The 18,383-nt window shown below is 53.9% G+C and carries 12 protein-coding genes; 3 read left to right on the top strand and 9 right to left on the bottom strand.

Features of this window, described 5'->3' with window-relative positions:
- Positions 1-37 precede the first annotated feature (37 nt).
- Together ADN00_RS09295 and ADN00_RS09300 are read left to right on the top strand one after the other, a co-directional pair.
- Entirely contained in the window at positions 38-1,264 is a 1,227-nt protein-coding gene (locus tag ADN00_RS09295) for an HlyD family secretion protein (RefSeq protein ID WP_075062697.1), read from the top strand.
- Between the two features lie 469 nt (positions 1,265-1,733).
- Positions 1,734-4,478 (top strand): SBBP repeat-containing protein, encoded by a 2,745-nt coding sequence (locus tag ADN00_RS09300; protein ID WP_075062698.1) that lies wholly within the window; start codon positions 1,734-1,736, stop codon positions 4,476-4,478.
- A gap of 240 nt (positions 4,479-4,718) precedes the next feature.
- On the opposite strand, the gene mglC is transcribed toward ADN00_RS09300, so the two are convergent.
- The 9 genes from mglC to pflB form a co-directional block, all read right to left on the bottom strand.
- Positions 4,719-5,732, bottom strand: coding sequence for a galactose/methyl galactoside ABC transporter permease MglC (gene mglC / locus ADN00_RS09305; RefSeq protein ID WP_075062772.1), 1,014 nt, complete (start codon positions 5,730-5,732; stop codon positions 4,719-4,721).
- Between the two features lie 33 nt (positions 5,733-5,765).
- Entirely contained in the window at positions 5,766-7,268 is a 1,503-nt protein-coding gene (gene mglA / locus ADN00_RS09310; RefSeq protein ID WP_075062699.1) for a galactose/methyl galactoside ABC transporter ATP-binding protein MglA, read from the bottom strand.
- Positions 7,269-7,387: 119 nt separating this feature from the next.
- On the bottom strand, positions 7,388-8,512 hold the full coding sequence (mglB, locus tag ADN00_RS09315; RefSeq protein WP_075062700.1) for a galactose/glucose ABC transporter substrate-binding protein MglB: 1,125 nt from the start codon (positions 8,510-8,512) through the stop codon (positions 7,388-7,390).
- A gap of 184 nt (positions 8,513-8,696) precedes the next feature.
- Positions 8,697-9,734: a LacI family DNA-binding transcriptional regulator gene (locus ADN00_RS09320; RefSeq protein ID WP_075062701.1), complete on the bottom strand. Its 1,038-nt coding sequence runs from the start codon at positions 9,732-9,734 to the stop codon at positions 8,697-8,699.
- Between the two features lie 413 nt (positions 9,735-10,147).
- Positions 10,148-10,648, bottom strand: coding sequence for a gluconokinase (locus ADN00_RS09325; protein WP_075062702.1), 501 nt, complete (start codon positions 10,646-10,648; stop codon positions 10,148-10,150).
- Positions 10,649-10,745: 97 nt separating this feature from the next.
- Positions 10,746-11,558 (bottom strand): SDR family oxidoreductase, encoded by an 813-nt coding sequence (locus ADN00_RS09330; protein WP_201781174.1) that lies wholly within the window; start codon positions 11,556-11,558, stop codon positions 10,746-10,748.
- Positions 11,559-11,584: 26 nt separating this feature from the next.
- Positions 11,585-12,988 carry a glucuronate isomerase gene (uxaC, locus tag ADN00_RS09335; RefSeq protein ID WP_075062704.1) on the bottom strand — a complete coding sequence of 468 codons (1,404 nt, stop codon included), beginning with the start codon at positions 12,986-12,988 and terminating at the stop codon, positions 11,585-11,587.
- Between the two features lie 312 nt (positions 12,989-13,300).
- On the bottom strand, positions 13,301-14,041 hold the full coding sequence (gene pflA / locus ADN00_RS09340) for a pyruvate formate-lyase-activating protein (RefSeq protein WP_075062705.1): 741 nt from the start codon (positions 14,039-14,041) through the stop codon (positions 13,301-13,303).
- A gap of 17 nt (positions 14,042-14,058) precedes the next feature.
- The gene (pflB, locus tag ADN00_RS09345) at positions 14,059-16,287 is read right to left on the bottom strand and encodes a formate C-acetyltransferase (protein WP_075062706.1); all 2,229 of its coding nucleotides are present in this window, start codon (positions 16,285-16,287) and stop codon (positions 14,059-14,061) included.
- Between the two features lie 528 nt (positions 16,288-16,815).
- On the opposite strand from pflB, the gene istA reads away from it, so the two are divergent.
- Positions 16,816-18,321, top strand: coding sequence for an IS21 family transposase (gene istA, locus ADN00_RS09350; RefSeq protein WP_152966317.1), 1,506 nt, complete (start codon positions 16,816-16,818; stop codon positions 18,319-18,321).
- Positions 18,322-18,383: the final 62 nt, after the last annotated feature.

Below are 18,383 nucleotides of genomic sequence, written 5' to 3' on the forward strand. Positions count from 1 at the left end.
GACTACGATATGGGTAGCTCCTGAAGGAGTTATTGCAATGAAAAAGATTTATTTCTGGATTGTTTTCGTCGCTTTTCTGCTGGCTGGCTGCAGTTCCGGCGGCCCGTCGACAGAAGTTCTCCCCACCGTTGTGCTCGATTCGGGATCAGCCAACCCTGCCAGCCCGGCAGAAACCCTCACCCCGTCGGGTGAAGCCCCGGCGAGTGGCGATGTGTCCGCTTCGGGCGTGGTTACATCCGTCCGGCAGGCGCAAATCGCTTCCCTACAGGGCGGAAGAGTGGAAGCCGTGCTGGTGCAATCGGGTGAAACGGTGAAAACCGGGCAAGTTCTGGTGCGCCTGGCGGGCAGCGAACAGCAAGCCGCGGCGGTGGAAGCCGCGCGCACTGAACTGATGGCCGCCGAGCAAGCCCTAAAAGATATTCAACTGAACGCCGAACAAAGCCGCGCCGCCGCGCTGCTGCGCCTGGCCAATGCCGGTAAAGCCCTGGATGACGCCAAAAAGGTGCGCGGCTACCGCGAATACCGCAACGGCTCAGACAGCATGGTTGCTTCCGCCCAGGCTGATCTCATCCTGGCCACGGACACATTGGATAAAGCGCAGGAAGCCTATAATTATGTATCCAAGTATGACGACAAAAACCTGCTGAAAGCCGGCGCGCTCAGCGCGCTGTCGAACGCCCAAAAAGCATACGACCGCGCCGTGGCTAATCTGAACTATGTATCCTCCATGCCCAGTCAGGTCGATGTGGACCTGGCTGAGGCGCAGCTTCAATCGGCGCAGGCCGAGTACGACATCGCCAAACGCGAATATGAAGAGCTGGCCGAGGGAATTGACCCGGACGTGCTGGCGATGGCCGAGCAGCGTGTTAAAAACGGCAAAGCACAGCTGGCTGCCAGCCTGTCTGCCCTGGCGGATGTGGAATTGGTGGCTCCCTTTGACGGAATAGCCGCTAATGTGAAAGTGGATTCGGGCAGCTGGGTTTCTCCCGGTCAAACCATGTTGATTGTGGCCGATCTGGAACATCTGCAGGTGGAAACAAGCGACCTGAGCGAGCGCGACGTTCCCTCGGTGCGGGTTGGTCAACCTGTGCGGGTATTCATCAAAGCGCTCGGCCAAACCCTGGAAGGCAAAGTGAGTGAAATTTCTCCCATCGCGGAGACACTCGGCGGAGATGTGGTTTATACCACTGTCATCAGTCTGGAGGAAATTCCCGCCAGTTTATTGATCGGCATGAGCGCGGAGGTTAATTACCTGGCTGAATAATCTTGTATCGCCTTGTATCGCATCGTCAACAATAGCACAGCCTCCGCCCATAACCCCGGCAGAGGCTGTGTTTGCATTCGCGCCATGTTTAAGCCACCCAAATCAATCGGCACGCAGCCAACATCCTCAATTCCGGTTCGCTTAAGAAAGAAAATGACAGGGCATCAAGCGACAACACCAGAAGTTACCGGCAACCCCTCTTCCGCAGCCAGAAAGCGAGGTTTCATATTCAACCGATGTGCGCGCCAAATATGACAAAGCGCGCAATTTTGAGTGATCTCTTATTCTATTTTAATCTTTATGAATTTTCCTATAATCATACTGAATTCAGTATATCAGGGGGATGAAGAAAAACCACTCTGCCAGCTCATCAACCATCCAACATTTACCCTGCACCACCCAGCGCGTGATCGTGGTGTCTACAATTTGTTAACCATCCATATCAACCACCCAAAGGAGCGATACCATCGTGAAAACATACAAGCATTGGTTCTGGTTGGGGCTACAAGCCCTGTTTGCTTTTGCTCTGCTTTTCGGGCTGACCAGCCCGGCGTATGCTGATATTCCGGATCCCAAACTGGTTTGGGCAAAAGGCATGGGCGGTTCAGAAGGTGACAGCGGGTCATCCATCGCTGTCGACAGCGCCGGGAACGTGTACACCCTCGGCACCTTCACTGGCACAGTCGACTTTGACCCCGGGCCAGGCACAGTCAACCTTACCAGCAAAGGCCAAAAAGACTTTTTCGTTAGCAAACTAGACACCAAGGGAAACCTTCTGTGGGCGAAAGCCGTGGGCGGCACATCCGATGAGTGGGATGGAGACATCGCGTTGGACGGCGCAGGCAACGTCTATATCACCGGGTATTTTTCGGGCGTTGTAGACTTTGACCCTGGAGCCGGCGAACTTAAACTAACAAGTTTTGGAAATAACGACATTTTTGTCAGCAAATTAAACAGCAGTGGGAATTTTGTGTGGGCCAAGCAAATGGGGGGCGATTCTGATGACCGCAGTTTTTCCATCGATATAGACAACAACGGTAATGTCTACACGACGGGTTTCTTCTCCGAAACTGCCGATTTTGACCCCGGCGCAGGCACATTCGACCTGAACGCAAACCTGGAATCTATCTTCATCAGCAAATTGGATAATAATGGGAACTTTGTGTGGGCAAAAGCCGTGGGCGGCCCATCCTTTAGCAGAGCTCTATCAATTCAAGTGGACAATGCTGGCGCTATTTATTTTGCCGGATGCTTCTGGGGCACAGTGGACTTCGACCCCGGGGAAGACACTTACAATCTGACCAGTAATGGAAATGAAGACATTGTTGTTGGCAAGCTGGATAGCAGCGGCGCGCTGGAATGGGCAAGAGCGATGGGCAGTTCAATGTTTGACGATGCTCTTTCTATTGCGGTGGATAACGATGGGAATGTGTATACAACCGGTGTTTTCATGGAAACGGTTGATTTTGACCCTGAAGAGAATGTATACAACCTGGTCGGTTCAGGGGGGTATGACGCTTTTATCAGCAAACTCAACAGCAGTGGGAATTTCGTGTGGGCTAAAGCCTTCAGTGGTTCCGACAATGAGCTGGGAAATCAAATCATTGTGGATGGCGCTGGGAATACATACACGATCGGATACTTCGAAGAGACGGTGGACTTTGATTCAGGAGCAGACACCTTTAACCTGACCAGCGCGGGAGATTATGACGGCTTTGTCAGCAAGCTGGACAGCGGCGGGAACTTCCTATGGGCCAAGAACATCGGCGGCCCATCGGGCGACAGCGTTGCATCATTTGCGCAGGGCAGCGATGGAAGTCTCTATATCACCGGGAGTTTTTCGGGCACAGCAGATTTTGACCCCGGAGCAGATACCAGCAATCTGACCAGCGCAGGTGGGGGAGACATCTTCATCAGCAAGCTGGGCAACCCGGATAACATCGAAGTGTACGTCAACCAGCAGCTGCGCGGCAGTTACGTCGTGCCAGTGGATGGGCGCATCACCCCGCGCTATTGGGAGAACGGCGGGTTCACCGGCCCTGGTTTGCAGGCTGGTCCGGTGAAGGTCACCAGCCCAACCCACGACACCTTCTTCACCAGCGAGCGGGTGCACTTCCCCGGCACGAATTCCGCCAATTGGACCGCCTTCAACGAGGTGATGGGCCTGCCCACCGAGCGCCTTTCCACCGAGTACTATTTCACCTGGTATGATAACAAGACCATGTACACCTGGGTGCTGGTCGGCAATCCCAGCACCACCGAAACTGCCGAGGTGGACATCTACATTGGCGGCACGCTGCGCGGGCATTACAGCATTCAGCCCGGCCAGCGCGTTACCCCGCGCTACTGGGAGAACGGCGGCACCACCGGCCCCGGCTTGCAGGCCGGACCGGTGCGCGTGGTCTCCACCAACGGCGTCAATATCTTCGCCAGCGAGCGCACCCACTTCACCACCCCACCCTGGACCGGGTTCAACGAGGTGATCGGCTACCCGGTGGAAGACCTGGACAGCGAGTACTGGTTCCCCTGGTACGACAACGACTCGATGCTCACCTGGGTATTAGTCGGCAACCCCAGCGAGACCGAAACCGCCGAGGTGGATATCTACATTGGTGACATGACCACCCCCAAAGGCCATTATGAAATCGAGCCGCGGGGCAAGGTCACCCCGCGCTATTGGGAAAACGGCGGCTACACCGGCCCCGGCCTGGTGACCGGACCCGTGCGCGTGGTCTGCACCAACGGCGTGGACATCTTCGCCAGCGAACGCGTGCACTTCCCCACCGGAACCTGGAAAGACTTCAACGAAGTGATGGGCGTGCCGCTCAGCCGCATCAGCAACAGCTACATGTTCACCTGGTACGACAACAAGACCATGCAGGCCAGTGTGTTGGTCACCAACACCAGCGCGACTGAGACCGCCAGTGTGCGCATCTCCATCGCCGGTGTGGATCAAGAGACCTTCGATCTCGGCCCCCGGCAGACGGTCACCAAAACCTACGCGGACGTGCAAAACGGACCGGTCAAGGTAGTCAGTACCAACCTGGTTCCGATCATTACCAGCGAGCGGGTGAAGTACAAAAATTCCACCGCTGTCAGCTACACCGGTTTCAACGAGCTGATGGGCTTCCCCGAAAGCGACCTGAGCGACGAGTACTGGTTCACCTGGTACGACAACAGCACCATGGTGAACTGGGTGCTGGTCGGAAGATAATTTCATCTCAAGAGCAAAGAAGCCAGGGGCTGCCCTTTTTCATTCGGGGCAGCCCCTGGCTTTCTCACAGAAAGTGATCATGTTCATCTCAAACAGAGAGAATGCGTCCGCCTGAACATTCCACATACCATGCTTGCGGCCACCAGCAGGCGCAGCCAATGCCCCATGCTTACGAAAACCAAAACCAGGCCGATCGGGCCTGGTTTTGGCAACACTAAGAAGGATTGAACATGTTGAGGATTATTTCTTGCGGTATTTGGCAGAGTCAATCGCAACGGCAATCACGATAATCAAACCTTTGATGATGTACTGCAGGTACGGGTTGACGCCAATGAACGACAGACCGTAGGCGATGACCTGGAAGATCAGCGTGCCAAAAATGATGCCTCCCACCGTGCCAATGCCGCCGTTGAAGGAAAGCCCACCCACAATACAGGCGGAAATGGCGTCCAGCTCGTAGCCGTTACCGGTATTGTTGGTCGCGCTGCCGATGCGGGCCGCTTCCAACGCGCCGCCCAAACCGTAGAGCATACCGGCCAGCATGTAGACGAACATCAGGTTGCGGAAGACGTTCACGCCGGAAACGATGGCCGCGTCAATATTGCCGCCGATGGCGTACATATTTTTCCCAAATTTTGTCTTGTTCCATAAGACGAAAATCAGGGTGGTGACCAGCGCGGCATAGATAATCAAGTAAGGGATCGAGAAGGTACCAATATTTACGGAACCCTGCGCGAAATTGGCAAATTTGGGGCTGAGACCGCCAATGGGCTGGGCGCCGTACGGGGGGCGGTCAAAGTAAATGGAGGTTACGCCATATACGATGATCATCATACCCAGGGTGGCCACAAATGGATCAACTTTCAATTTGGCGATGACAAAACCATTAATCGCGCTGAACAAGGTGGTAATCAGCATCACCAGGATAATCGGCACGATAATGGGCAGCTCAGGCAGATCGGGGTACATGCGGTAGGTGTAGTCCACGCCCTGCAGCAAAGAAGCCGAGATAACCGCCGCGAGGCCCACCTGGCGACCGAGAGACAAGTCGGTGCCCTTGGCGATGATGATGCCGCCCACGCCCAGAGCGAAAATGAGCCGTGTGGACGCCTGGGAAAGGATGTTCCTGAAATTGCGGATGGAGATGAATGAGGGCTCAACCACAATGATGACCACCAGCAAAATCAAGAGAACAAAAATAATGGCGTTGTCTACAATGTAGTCAACAAATTTCTTCCCCTTGGGAAGAGCAATCGGATTAGCTGTTTTCTCCACGTTCAACCTTCCTTAAATATATTTTGCAGCGAGAGTGAGAATTTCTTCCTGGTTCGTATTGGCGGTTTCCACAATTCCCGCGACCCTACCGTTACTCATCACTAAAATCCGGTCGGTAATTCCCAACAATTCCGGCATTTCTGAAGAGACCATAATAATCGCCTTGCCGTTGTTTGCCAGGTCCAGCATGAGCTGGTAAATTTCAAATTTCGCGCCAACGTCAATACCGCGGGTGGGTTCATCCATCAGCAGAACTTCCGGCCCGGTGAGCAGCCAGCGTCCCAAAATCACTTTTTGCTGGTTGCCGCCGGAGAGCGATTCAATGCGTGTCTTTTGAGAAGGCGTTTTAATCCGCAGGCTGTCGATGGCCCATTTGGTGTCTTTGGTGCGGGCGCGGTCATTCAAGAGGCGGTATCGGGTTACGTAAGTTTCAATATTGGCGATGGTGCTGTTGAAACGAATGTTGGCAACATGGAAAATGCCAGTCGCCCGTCTTTCCTCGGTAACCAGCGCAAATCCCTTTTTAATCGCCTGATGCGGATTACTGATTTTGATATCTTTCCCGTTCAGGTTCAAGCTGCCAGATTGCAAATTATGCAGGCCAAAAATCGATTCGACCAGCTCAGTGCGCTTGGAGCCAACCAGGCCTGCCACACCCAGAATTTCACCTTTGCGCAGATCAAAAGACACTTCTTTAATCGATCTTGGATCGGTGGCAGTAAAGTCTCTGACTTCCAGAATGGTGTCAGAAGGCCGGTTGGTTTTGGGCGGGAAGCGGTTGGTCAGGTCACGCCCTACCATTAACCGGATAATCTCCTCGATGGTTACTTCTGTAGCGGGGATGGTGCGGATCCAATGACCGTCGCGCATCACGGTAACATCATCGGCAATCTTCAAGATTTCTTCCATTTTGTGCGAGATGTAAATAATGCCCGCGCCTCTCGCCCGCAAAGCGGAAATAATCTTGAACAGGTGATTCACTTCTTTCTCGGTCAGAGAAGAAGTCGGTTCGTCCATGACAATAATTTTTGCGTTATATGAAACCGCCTTGGCAATTTCAACCATCTGGCTTTCAGAGACGGAAAGCGTGTCCACTTTTCTGCGCGGATCCAGCTCAATTTCCAGGTCTTTGAAAATCGCCAGGGTATCGGCATACATTTTATCTTCGTCGATGAAGAGCCCCTTTTCGGGGAAGCGGCCCAGCCAGATGTTATCCATGATGCGGGTCTGGCGCACCTGGTTTAACTCCTGGTGCACCATCGAAACCCCGTGATCCAGGGCTTGTTTGGCATTGGTGAATTGAACTGGTTTACCCTCGAGGAGAATATCTCCCTCATCCTTGTGATAAATCCCGAACAGGCATTTCATTAGGGTCGATTTTCCGGCGCCGTTTTCACCCACCAGGGCATGCACGCTCCCCCGGCGAATATGTAACTTCACGTTATCCAGCGCTTGAACACCGGGGAAGGATTTTGAGATATTATTCATTTCCAACAAGTAAGTTGCTTCAGTCATAACCTTTCCTTCAAATCCTCCATGGCTTACCAGATCATTTCACAGCGAGTTGCAGGTTGTGGAGATGCACTTGCGTGCATCTCCACATATTTCTTTATTATATGCCTATTTCAGGCAGATTATTTGTAGCTTTCTTCGGCTACGGTGATGTTGTCGAGGGTGATGCCCAGGTACGGAACGCGGACAGCCTTCACCTCGTCCAGCGTCCAGTTGGTGCCGTCCAACGGATCCTTGCCCATGGCAACGTTCAGCGCCAGGTCAACGGTGGCCTTACCCTGATTGGCGGCGTCGTTCAAAACAGAGCCAACCAACGTACCGGCTTTGATCTGGACCAGCGCGTCCGGGATGGCATCCACACCCACGACGGGCATGAATTTGTCGCCGGTGAAGTAGCCTTCAGCCTGCAGAGAAGCGATGGCGCCGAGGGCCATGGCATCGTTGTTCGCGATCACGTATTCAATCGCGTCGCCGTGTTTGGCCAACCAGGCATCCATCAGTTCCTTGCCTTTGACGCTGTCCCACATACCGGTTTGCAGTTCGAGTTCTTCGACCTGAATGCCAGCGTTGACAACGGTCTCAACAGCGTATTTGGTGCGGGCTTCCGCATCCGGGTGTCCGGGCTCGCCTTTGAGCAGAACGTACTGCATCACGCCGTCGCCGTTCTTGTCCCAAGCGGGATTGGCTTTCCAGCTATCGACAATGATCTGGCCCTGCATTTCGCCGGATTCGGCCGAGCGGGTGCCAACGTACCAGCATTTGTCATAAGAAGCCATATCTTCAGCAGATGGTTCTTTGTTGAAGAACACCACCGGCAAGCCAGCTTCTTTGGCCTTGGCGATGATCGCGGAAGCGCCCTGGGGATTGACCAGGTTGATGGCCAGAGCCTGAACACCCTTGGAGATCATGGTGTCGACCTGTTCGTTCTGTTTGGCCTGATCGTTCTGCGAGTCATTCAGAATGAGTTCAGCTTTGCCTTCCATGCCGGTCTCGATCGCGCGGCGAACGAAGGACATGAAGTTGTCGTCAAACTTGTAGATGGTCGCGCCAATCTTCGGCAGAGCGGCCTCTTCGGCGGGGGCGGCAGCTTCAGCGGGGGCTTCGGTGGGGGCAGCGGCCTGCTCGGCAGGAGCGGCAGCTTCAGCGGGGGCGGCTTCTTCAGCAGCCGGGGCGGCAGGAGCGCAGGCAGCGAAAAGCATGCCAAAGACCAAAACGGCGCTCACAATGATCCATAATTTTTTACTCATCTCATTCTCCTATTACGATTCTTCAAATGGTTGTTTTGAAACACACGAACTGCAGTCTAAAGAGCGAACTTGATCTTGTTTCTATTCCTTGTATAACTCCTTTCCGACGGGTCTTATCTCACTCAAGTCTTCAAGGGCAGACTTTCCCCGCACGTAATTTTTCTTGATCGGCTTCTCGAAGACGTTAAGCCAGGGACTGATCTTTTCTTAATGAACTTTCACGAACAACCAGTTGGGGTTTGACCCAGATAACGCTTCCCTTTTCCGCTTTTGGATTCTTCAACAACTCCATCAGGCGGGTAACCGCACCGGCTCCCAAATCCCAACAATTTTGATTGACGCTGGAGAGCGGCGGGGTAAAAAAGGCGGCTTCTGGAATATTATCAAACCCGATCAAGCCAATATCTGAGGGAATATCCATCCCCCTTTTTTGTGCGGCCCGGTAAGCGCCCAGGGCCATCTGATCATTGCATGCAAACACCGCGTTAATCTGTGGGTTCTTTTCGATCAGGTTGTTGAAAGCCTTCTCTCCACTTTGAGAAGACCAATCACCTTCTTCCACCAAATCCGCGGGTACAGACCAAGGATCGGCGTATCCCAACGCTTCCCGCCAACCTTTGGCACGTTCTTCCGATTCCCACCACCCCGAAGGCCCGGTAATAATACCCACCTGCCGGTAACCTTCATCCAATAAATGTTGGGTCGCAATCTTCCCGCCGTAGCAGTTATCCAGACAGACAAAATTGTGGCGCTCGTCTGGGTTATGATTCAAGATCACAACCGGAATGGGCAGCTCGCGGGTTTTTTGCATGATGAAATTGGCTTCATCGAGTTTACCAGGGACCGTCCAAATCAACCCATCTACCTGGCGGGAGACCAGGTTCTCCAGAATAAAGTCGACATCCAGGTCATCAATCTCATTCAAAAGGGTGAGCAGCATGGAGAAACCCAGCTCACGCGCTTTTCGCTCCACGGCCATTAAGACGCTGCTGGAACCAAAAAAGTCCAGCCGAAAACCCACAATTCCCAGAGTGTTGGTTTTTCCACGGCTTAAGCTTCTGGCAATAATATTGGGGGAATATCCAAGGTCGTTAATAATATCCTGGATTTTCAAGCGCGTTTCATCCGAGACATCCGGGTGATCATTGATCACCCGCGACACCGTCTGGGTGGATACTCCTGCTATTTTTGCAACATCGCGTAAGGTCGTTTTTTTGTACATTGCTGCGGCTGGAGTCCTGTGAACGCTATCGGGAGCGTTACCGTTATCGGTAACAATTTCTATAACTTTATCAAATTTCCAGATGAATGTCAACAGATCATTATGATTGGATTAAGATCGTTAACAATTACCTATCCCCCTTTTTCTTGTTCATCGCGCTCATGCTTAAAAAAGCCGCTTTCTTTCCCCCGACCAGCCTGTCAATTTCATCGCGATGAGCTGATGGAAACTTGCCCAATGGACCGGTCTCCACGTAATAACCCAAAACGGCCTGGAGCTCAGGCCGCTTGTTTGATTTGTGAGCAGCTTTTCTCACCTATGCGAAACACACTTTTATACCACAGTAAGCCCGTACTTCTGTTGGAAAATGCCAGCAAACGGACGTGACCATCATCCCGGCCAGAAAACCTGGCCTACTCCACTCCGCTGTGCCAGGCAAGGATGCGCTCCACAATCTCCTCCACCGGCAAAGAAATATCCACCACCAGCGCGTCAGCCGGTTCTTCCAGAGCCTCAAACTGACTTCGCAGCATATGCGGTTTCATGTAATGAGCTGCCCGCGCGTTCATGCGCGACCAGATCAATTCATAGCTGCCCTTAAGATGCACAAGTTGAACCCCGGGGTTACCCGCCAGCAGTACCCGCCGGTAACGCTCTTTCAGTGCCGAACAGGCCAGCACACCCGGGCGGCCCTGCGCCAGGCTGCCCGCGATCAGCTTATGCAGCTCTCGCAGCCAGGGGGCGCGGTCATCATCATTCAAAGGGATTCCGCTGGCCATCTTGGCCACATTTTCAGCAGGGTGATAATCGTCCGCATCGTAGAAATCCCATCCCAGGCGCTCAGCCAGCGCCTTTCCGACCGAGGTCTTGCCGCAGCCAGATACGCCCATAATAATGAAGAAGTTCGTTTTCATTCAATACGCTGGTACTGCCAGATGATCATTTACAGGTGTTTTCAGCCAGGCTGAACGCCCGCTCGCGGCTAGGTTTGTTCCCGCCTTTCCCTTGCGACTAGACGCCGCTGAATGCCGAAAAACCACCGTCAATGGGAATAACCACCCCGGTAACAAACGCGGAAGCCGGTGAAACCAGCCACAGAACCGCGCCCAGCAAGTCTTCCGGAGAACCAAACCGCCCCTGCGGGGTGTGCGCCAGGATCGTCTTTCCGCGCGGGGTAAGCTCTCCGCTGTCTCTATCCATCAGCAGATAGCGATTTTGCTCGGTGAGGAAAAAACCAGGGGCGATCGCGTTCACGCGAATGGCGGGCGAATATTCCTGGGCCATGTGCACCGCCAGCCACTGCGTGAAGTTGCTGACGCCCGCCTTGGCTGCCGAATAGGCCGGAATGCGCGTCAGCGGGCGGAATGCGTTCATGGAAGAAATGTTCAAAATGACCCCCTGCCGCTGCGCTGCCATGATCTTGCCAAATGCCTGGCTGGGCAATATAGCGCCTAACAGATTTAATTGAAAAACCCAACTCAGCGCGTCGGGCGGCAGATCAAAGAATGACAGCTCCGGGCTGGTGGTGGCTTGCGGCTTGTTGCCGCCCGCGCCGTTGATCAGAATATCCACCCGGCCATAGACTTCAACAACCCGCCGGGCGGCCGATTCAACGCCGTCCTTCTCCAGCACGTTGCACCCCACCCCCACCGCGCCATTCCCAATCTCCGCGGCCAGGGCTTGCGCTGCTTCCTCACGCAAATCCAGAACAGCCACTTTCGCTCCAGCGCGCGCCAGCGCGCGGCACATCGCCGCGCACAACACCCCCGCCCCGCCAGTCACAACGGCGACCTGGTTTTGAAGATCAAATGTGTCTGGAGTCATTATTAAATCTTTTTTCCCCATATTACTTACAGATGATAGGCGCGTTTCGCCAGATTGACCGCCAGATCCGCCATCATTTGCCGGGCGTCTTCCAGATCAATGATATGGCGCGCGACCAATCCGGCCACCCAGTTGGCGGAGGAGCGCCGCCACACATCGTGGCGCGCCGGAATGGAGCAAAACGCGCGGGTATCGTCATTGAATCCAACGGTGTTGTACAGGCCCGCGGTCTCCATCACCTGATCAAAATAGCGTGCCATGCCGTTCAGGCTGTCGTGGAACCACCAGGGCGGCCCCAGTTTAACAGCCGGATAATGCCCGGCCAGCGGGGCCAGCTCACGCGAATAGGTGGATTCATCCAGAGTAAATAAGACCAGAGTCAGGCGCGGATCGTTGCCGTACTTATGAAGCAAAGGTAGCAAGCTGCGCGTGTATTCCGTCTGCATGGGAATGTCACTGCCCCGGTCCGCGCCAAAGCGCTTGTGAATCAACGCGTTATGGTTGCGCAATGATCCGGGGTGCAGCTGCATCACCAGACCGTCTTCAATGCTCATGCGCGCCATTTCAATGAGCATGTGGGCGGTAAACCGGACCGCGTCTTCGGGGTTGAACTGCCCTTTGAGCGCGCGCTGGAAGATCGCTTCCGCATCCGTGCGGGGCAGCTCGCGGGTAAAGGGGGTTAATGCGGCATGGTCCGCGGCAACCGCGCCCATTTTTTTGAAGAACGCCCGCCGCTGCTCCAAAGCCTGCAGAAACGAGGAGTAGTCAATCACGTTCACTCCGCTGACCTCGCTGAGCTGTTCAATCTGCTGGCGCCAGTCCGGTGTGTCCAGGTTGATCACCGCGTCTGGGCGGAAAGTGGGCCGGATGCGACCACCCCAACCCAGCGCTTGAAGCGCCTGGTGCGCCTCGAGGGTGTCGGTGGCGGCGTCGGTTGTGCACAGCACCTCAATATGAAAGCGGTTGAACAAAGCGCGGGGAGTGTATTCGGGGGTGGCCAGCTTCTGGCTGATCGCGTTGTAAAGCTGGTCTGCGTTGGCCAAAGTGGGCTTCTCTTGAATGCCAAACTCTTCGCTCAAGGCGTGCTGGATCCAGATACCCGTCGGCGTACCCCGGAACAGGCAAAAATTTTCGCAGAACAGCCGCCAGATGCTTCGATGATCGGTTTCCGTGCTACCACCATCCACACGTGGCACGCCCAGGCTTTCCAGGGCAATCCCTTGAGAATACAACATGCGGATAACGTAATGGTCAGGAATGATGAAAAGATCGACCGGTGAGCCAAACGTCGCCCGCGGATCGCTGAACAGGCGCGGGTCAATATGCCCATGCGGGCAAACCAGAGGCAGGGCAGCCACCGAATCGTACAGTTCGCGCGCCAATTTTGTCAATTGCGGTTCGGGGGAAAAAAGCCGGTTTGGATTCATCATCACCTGATCTCCACGTCATTTTGCATTTTCTTTACTAACCTAACCCGTCAAAACCCTGTCTCCCGCCGCTGATCAAAACTAGAAATCGCTTAACGGGAAATACGCTATCTACACCAATAGGCCAAGCAGCAGAAGGAGAATAAAACTCAAGTGCCAATTGCCGCACAAATTTGCAACAAGCCTTAAGTAGTATAACTGAAATATTCCGGGTGCATTCAAAAAAGCACAAAAGTAGGCAAAAAAACAGCGTTTCCCGGCAAGAGCATCGGAAAACGCCGTCAAACAACCAAATATGGTATCTGCCGTGCGTAACTAATGGACAACCACGTTGGAAAAATATTCTTTGAAGATCTGCGCGGCCTTTTCCACCTGCTCATTGGTGGGTGTATCAACGCCAACCAATGGATAATCTCGCCCCATTTCGGTGTACTTGTGCACACCCAGGGTGTGGTACGGCAAGATCTCCACGCGCTCCACTGATTTGTAATCGCCAAAGACCTTGCCCCACTGCTCCAGATACTGCGGTTGGTCTGTATAGCCCGGCACCAATACATAGCGCAGCCACATGGGTTTACCCGTCTGCTCGCGATAAGCCGCGTTCTTCAACACCGGGTCAATCGGGCTGCCGGTAATACGCCGGTGCCAATCGGGGTCAATGTGTTTTACATCCAAAATGATCAGGTCCGAATGATCATAGAGCTGGTTCACCCGGCGGTTATAGATCGCCCCACAGGTATCGAGGGCAATGTGATAGCCAGCCTCTCGCACAGCGGGTAGATATTCCAACAGCGCGCCGGCCTGAACGGTTGGCTCGCCGCCCGAAAAGGTTACTCCGCCTTTGTTCTTGAAGTACGGGCGCTGTTTTTCCAGGCGCTCCAGCAAATCCTCCAGGGGTAAATCGGTGGCAAATTTGCTGGTGAGAGCCTGCGAATCAGGATTGTGGCAATACAGACAGCGCAGAGGACAACCCTGGATAAAGATGACCAACCGGATTCCCGGCCCATCACTGGTGCCAAAAGTTTCTATCGAATGAATGCGAAGCACAGCGCCCATACTCTCCAAATCGAAGGTTACATTTTCTCATGGAACGTGCGGGCAATTACTTCGCGCTGCTGTTCCAAAGTCAGTTTAGTGAAGTTCACCGCGTAGCCAGAGACGCGCACGGTCAGGTGCGGGTAGTTCTCAGGGTGTTCAATGGCCTCCAGCAGAGTCTCACGGTTGAGCACATTGATATTCAAATGGTGGGCGTTCTTGCTGAAATAACCGTCCAGCACATCCACTAGATTGGAGATCTGGTCTTCCAACGTCGCGCCCAGCGACTTGGGAACAATCGAAAACGTGTTCGAAATCCCATCGGGCGCCGTGGAATAATCCAGCTTGGCCACCGAATTGAGCGAAGCAATCGCGCCAGCCGAATCGCGACCGTGCATGGGGTTAGCGCCCGGAGCGAACGCGTCGCCTATTTTACGGCCGTCGGGTGTGACACCGGTTTTTTTGCCGTACACCACATTGGAGGTGATTGTCAAAACTGAAAGAGTGGGGATGGCGTCCCGGTAAATATGGTGTTTGTGCAGCTCAGCGTAGAAATCGGCCACACACTGCTTGGCGATCAGATCCACAGCGTCATCATCATTCCCATATTTCGGAAAATCACCATCCACCTTGAAACCAACCGTCAGCCCCTCCGCGTTGCGCTCCGGGGAAACCGAGGCGTACTTAATCGCGGAGAGTGAATCGGCCACCACGCTCAAGCCGGCCACCCCGAAAGCCATATTGCGCTTGACTTCCGAGTCCATAAACGCCATTTGCGCGCGCTCATAGTAATATTTGTCATGCATGTAGTGAATCACATTCATGGTGTTCACATACTGCTCGGAGATGTATTGCATGGCCTGTGTATAACGGCGCATCACTTCGTCATACTCCAGCTTGCCCGCGGGCAGCGGCTCAATGCCGGGAACGATCAGCGTGCCGCTCATCTCGTCGCGGCCTTCATTCAGCGCCAGCAGCAAAGTCTTTGCCAGGTTGCAGCGCGCGCCAAAGAACTGCATTTCTTTGCCAATGCCCATCATCGACACACAGCAGGCAATGCCGTAGTCATCCGTGCAGCCAAAGTCGGACATCAGGTTGTCATTTTCATACTGCAGTGAAGAAGTGTCGATGGAAACCTTGGCCGCAAATTTCTTGAAGTTCTCCGGCAGTTTATCGGACCACAGGATGGTGAGATTGGGTTCCGGCGCCGGGCCCAGGTTGTAAAGAGTCTGCAAAAAGCGGTACGCGGTTTTGGTGATTTTGTGCTGCCCATTGTGCCACATTCCGCCGATGGCTTCGGTAACCCAAGTGGGGTCGCCAGAGAATAACTGGTTGTACTCATCCATGCGCAGGTGGCGCACCAGGCGCAGCTTCATCACAAAATGATCGATCAGCTCCTGCGCTTCGGATTCAGTCAGCACACCGGCCGCCAGGTCGCGCTCGAGGTACACATCAAAGAAGCTGCTCACGTTCCCCAGGCTCATCGCCGCGCCGTCTTGCTCTTTAATCGCGGCCAGGTAGGCAAAATAGGTCCATTGAATGGCCTCGCGGGCGTTCTTCACCGGGCGGCTGACATCAAAACCATAACCAGCGGCCATTTCATAAATAGCATGCAGCGCCTTGATTTGCTCGCTGATCTCTTCCCGCAGTTGAATAACATCGTTGGTCATCGCGCCGTTCAGCGCTTTTTTATCCGCTTCTTTAGCGGCAATCAGCGCGTCTGTGCCGTATAAAGCCAGGCGGCGGTAGTCACCAATAATGCGTCCGCGCGCGTAATTATCTGGCAAGCCGGTGATCATGCCCGTCTTGCGCAGCGTGCGCATCTCAGGCGTGTAAACATCGAAGACCGCTTCGTTATGCGTTTTACGGTACTTGCTGAAGATCTCAACCACACTCGCGTCCAACTCCACGCCGTTTTCCTCACAGGCCTGCTTGACCATGCGCCAGCCGCCAGTGGGTTTAATGGCGCGTTTGAGCGGCTGATCGGTTTGAAAACCCACAATGGTTTCCAGTGATTCATCAATGAAGCCAGGAGCATGGCTGGTGATGGTGGAAACGTTAATCGGGTCTATGGCAAGCACCCCACCGCGATCTCGCTCTTGTTTCAACAGATGTGTAACCGCCGCCCAGAGTTTCAGCGTGCGCTCTGTGGGGCCCTGCAGAAAACTGGCGTCCCCATCGTAAGGGGTCATGTTGTTGAAAACGAAATCACGCACATTAATCTGTGTATCCCAAAGCGGTTTGTGGTAATTGGTGTTTGTTGACATTATTTATCCTATCTGGCAAGATTAAACTGATTATACCCTTGGTTTGCCTGCTTGCCATCATCATTTTGGACTATTTTGAGATGTTTTGTTACCTATAATGAGGACGCTCGGAAGCGGACTGTTTCTCAGCATCGGAAAACCGTACTCGCAAACACAACTGCGCCCGGCGCATCAACAAGTATAAAAAAAGAGCGTTCAACTGTCAATAATATCGTGAAATATATAACGGTTAAAGTTTGTTAATCTTGCCCGGCGGGTTTGGTTACTGGCAAATTGGCGAGGTGTTATAATTCCGGAAGATTTGATGGGGGGAGGTTATCTTGCACGCACCCAAATGGCTGCAAAAAACGGTGGAAGGTGAACACCTTAAACGGTCCAAGCCGCACAGGTTAAACGGAGCAAGCCGCACACCTTAAACGGTGCATGTCGCACACTCGGCTGGGGGAAACGAAGCGCTGACAATCCCAAAATCGGGTATTCTGTCTCTTCAACATAGAGGAGGACAAAATGCCCCAAGAGAGATTGCCAGTGAGAAAAATACGTGAAGTCATTCGATTACATTTCGAAGCAGGGTTGTCCAACCGCGCCGCAGCGCGAGCCAGTCAGGTGTCCAATAGCACCGTGGGGGAGTACCTGGAACGAGCTAAGAAGGCTGGGCTGAGCTGGCCATTGCCGGAAGGTCTTAGTGACGAAGAACTCTACCGCCGGTTGTATCCCGAAGAAAGCCTCTCTAGACGCGAAACCGAGCGTCCTATGCCAAATTGGGAGGAAGTTCACCGTGAGCTGTCTAAGCGTGGGGTGACCCTGACGCTGCTCTGGCAGGAATACCGTGAAAAGCATCCCGACGGGTATGGTTTCACCCAGTTTCGAGTGTATTATCAGCGCTGGAACAAAGCCCACACCAACACAATGCGCCTACCACACAAGGCCGGTGAGGAGATGCAGGTGGACTACGCCGGGATGATGGTTGCTATTACCAACCCAGAAACTGGAGAGATCAGCCGGGCCGTGGTCTTTGTGGCAACCCTGCCTGCCAGCAGTTACACGTACGCCGAAATCCAACCATCGCAGGAACTTCAATATTGGTTGGGTGGGCACGTGCGCGCATTCAGCTTCTTCGGTGGCATTCCCCAAACCATTTGTCCCGACAATCTCAAGTCAGGGGTGAAAACGCCAAACCGCTACGAACCGGAGCTTAACCCCAGCTACCAGGAATTGGCCGAGTATTACCATGTGGCGGTCCTGCCTGCGCGAGTGAGAAAACCCCGCGACAAAGCGCATGTAGAAAATGGTGTCCAAAATGTGGAGCGCTGGGTGTTGGCGCCGCTCCGAAACCGCACTTTCTTCAGTGTCGGAGAAGCTAACCGAGCTATTACACCACTGCTTCAAGCGCTCAACCAGAAGGAAATGCAGCACCTGGGAAAATCCAGGAAAGAATTATTCGAGGAACTGGACCAACCCGCCTTACGCCCGCTACCAGTGCATCCTTACGAATATGCTGCCTGGAAAACTGCGAAGGTGAATATTGACTACCACGTTGCGTTTGAAGGGCATTATTACAGTGTCCCTTACACACTGGTACGTCGGGAAGTACGCATTCGTGCCACCGAGCGCCTGATTGCCGTTTTCCACAAGGGGCAGCAGGTTGCCGTACATCCGCGCAGCCAGGTGCAGGGTCGCTTTACCACCCGTTCTGAACATATGCCCGCCAACCACCAGTTTGTTTCTGGGATGGGAGCAGACTGGCTCCTGAAGGAAGCGGAAAATATCGGCCCACACACGAGCGCTTACTTCTCCGCTATGCTCAAATCCCGCCAGTACCCGCAGCACGCCTACCGTTCCTGCCTGGGCATCCTCGACCTGGCTCGCCGCTATACCCGCCCGCAAGTTGAGACCGCCTGCCAGGACTTGTTGACGGCCAAACTCTTATCCTACCGCGATCTCAAATCCGAACTCGAACGCCTGACTAGCCAGACGACCGATACCGTCCTGCCTGCACACGAAAATGTGCGTGGCAGCTCTTACTACCAGTAAAGGAGCCACCATGAGCTTTCAGACCCTTGACGACCAGCTGCACGAACTGCGCCTATCCGCCT

Source organism: Ornatilinea apprima (assembly GCF_001306115.1).
GTDB classification, from domain to species: Bacteria; Chloroflexota; Anaerolineae; order Anaerolineales; family Anaerolineaceae; genus Ornatilinea; species Ornatilinea apprima.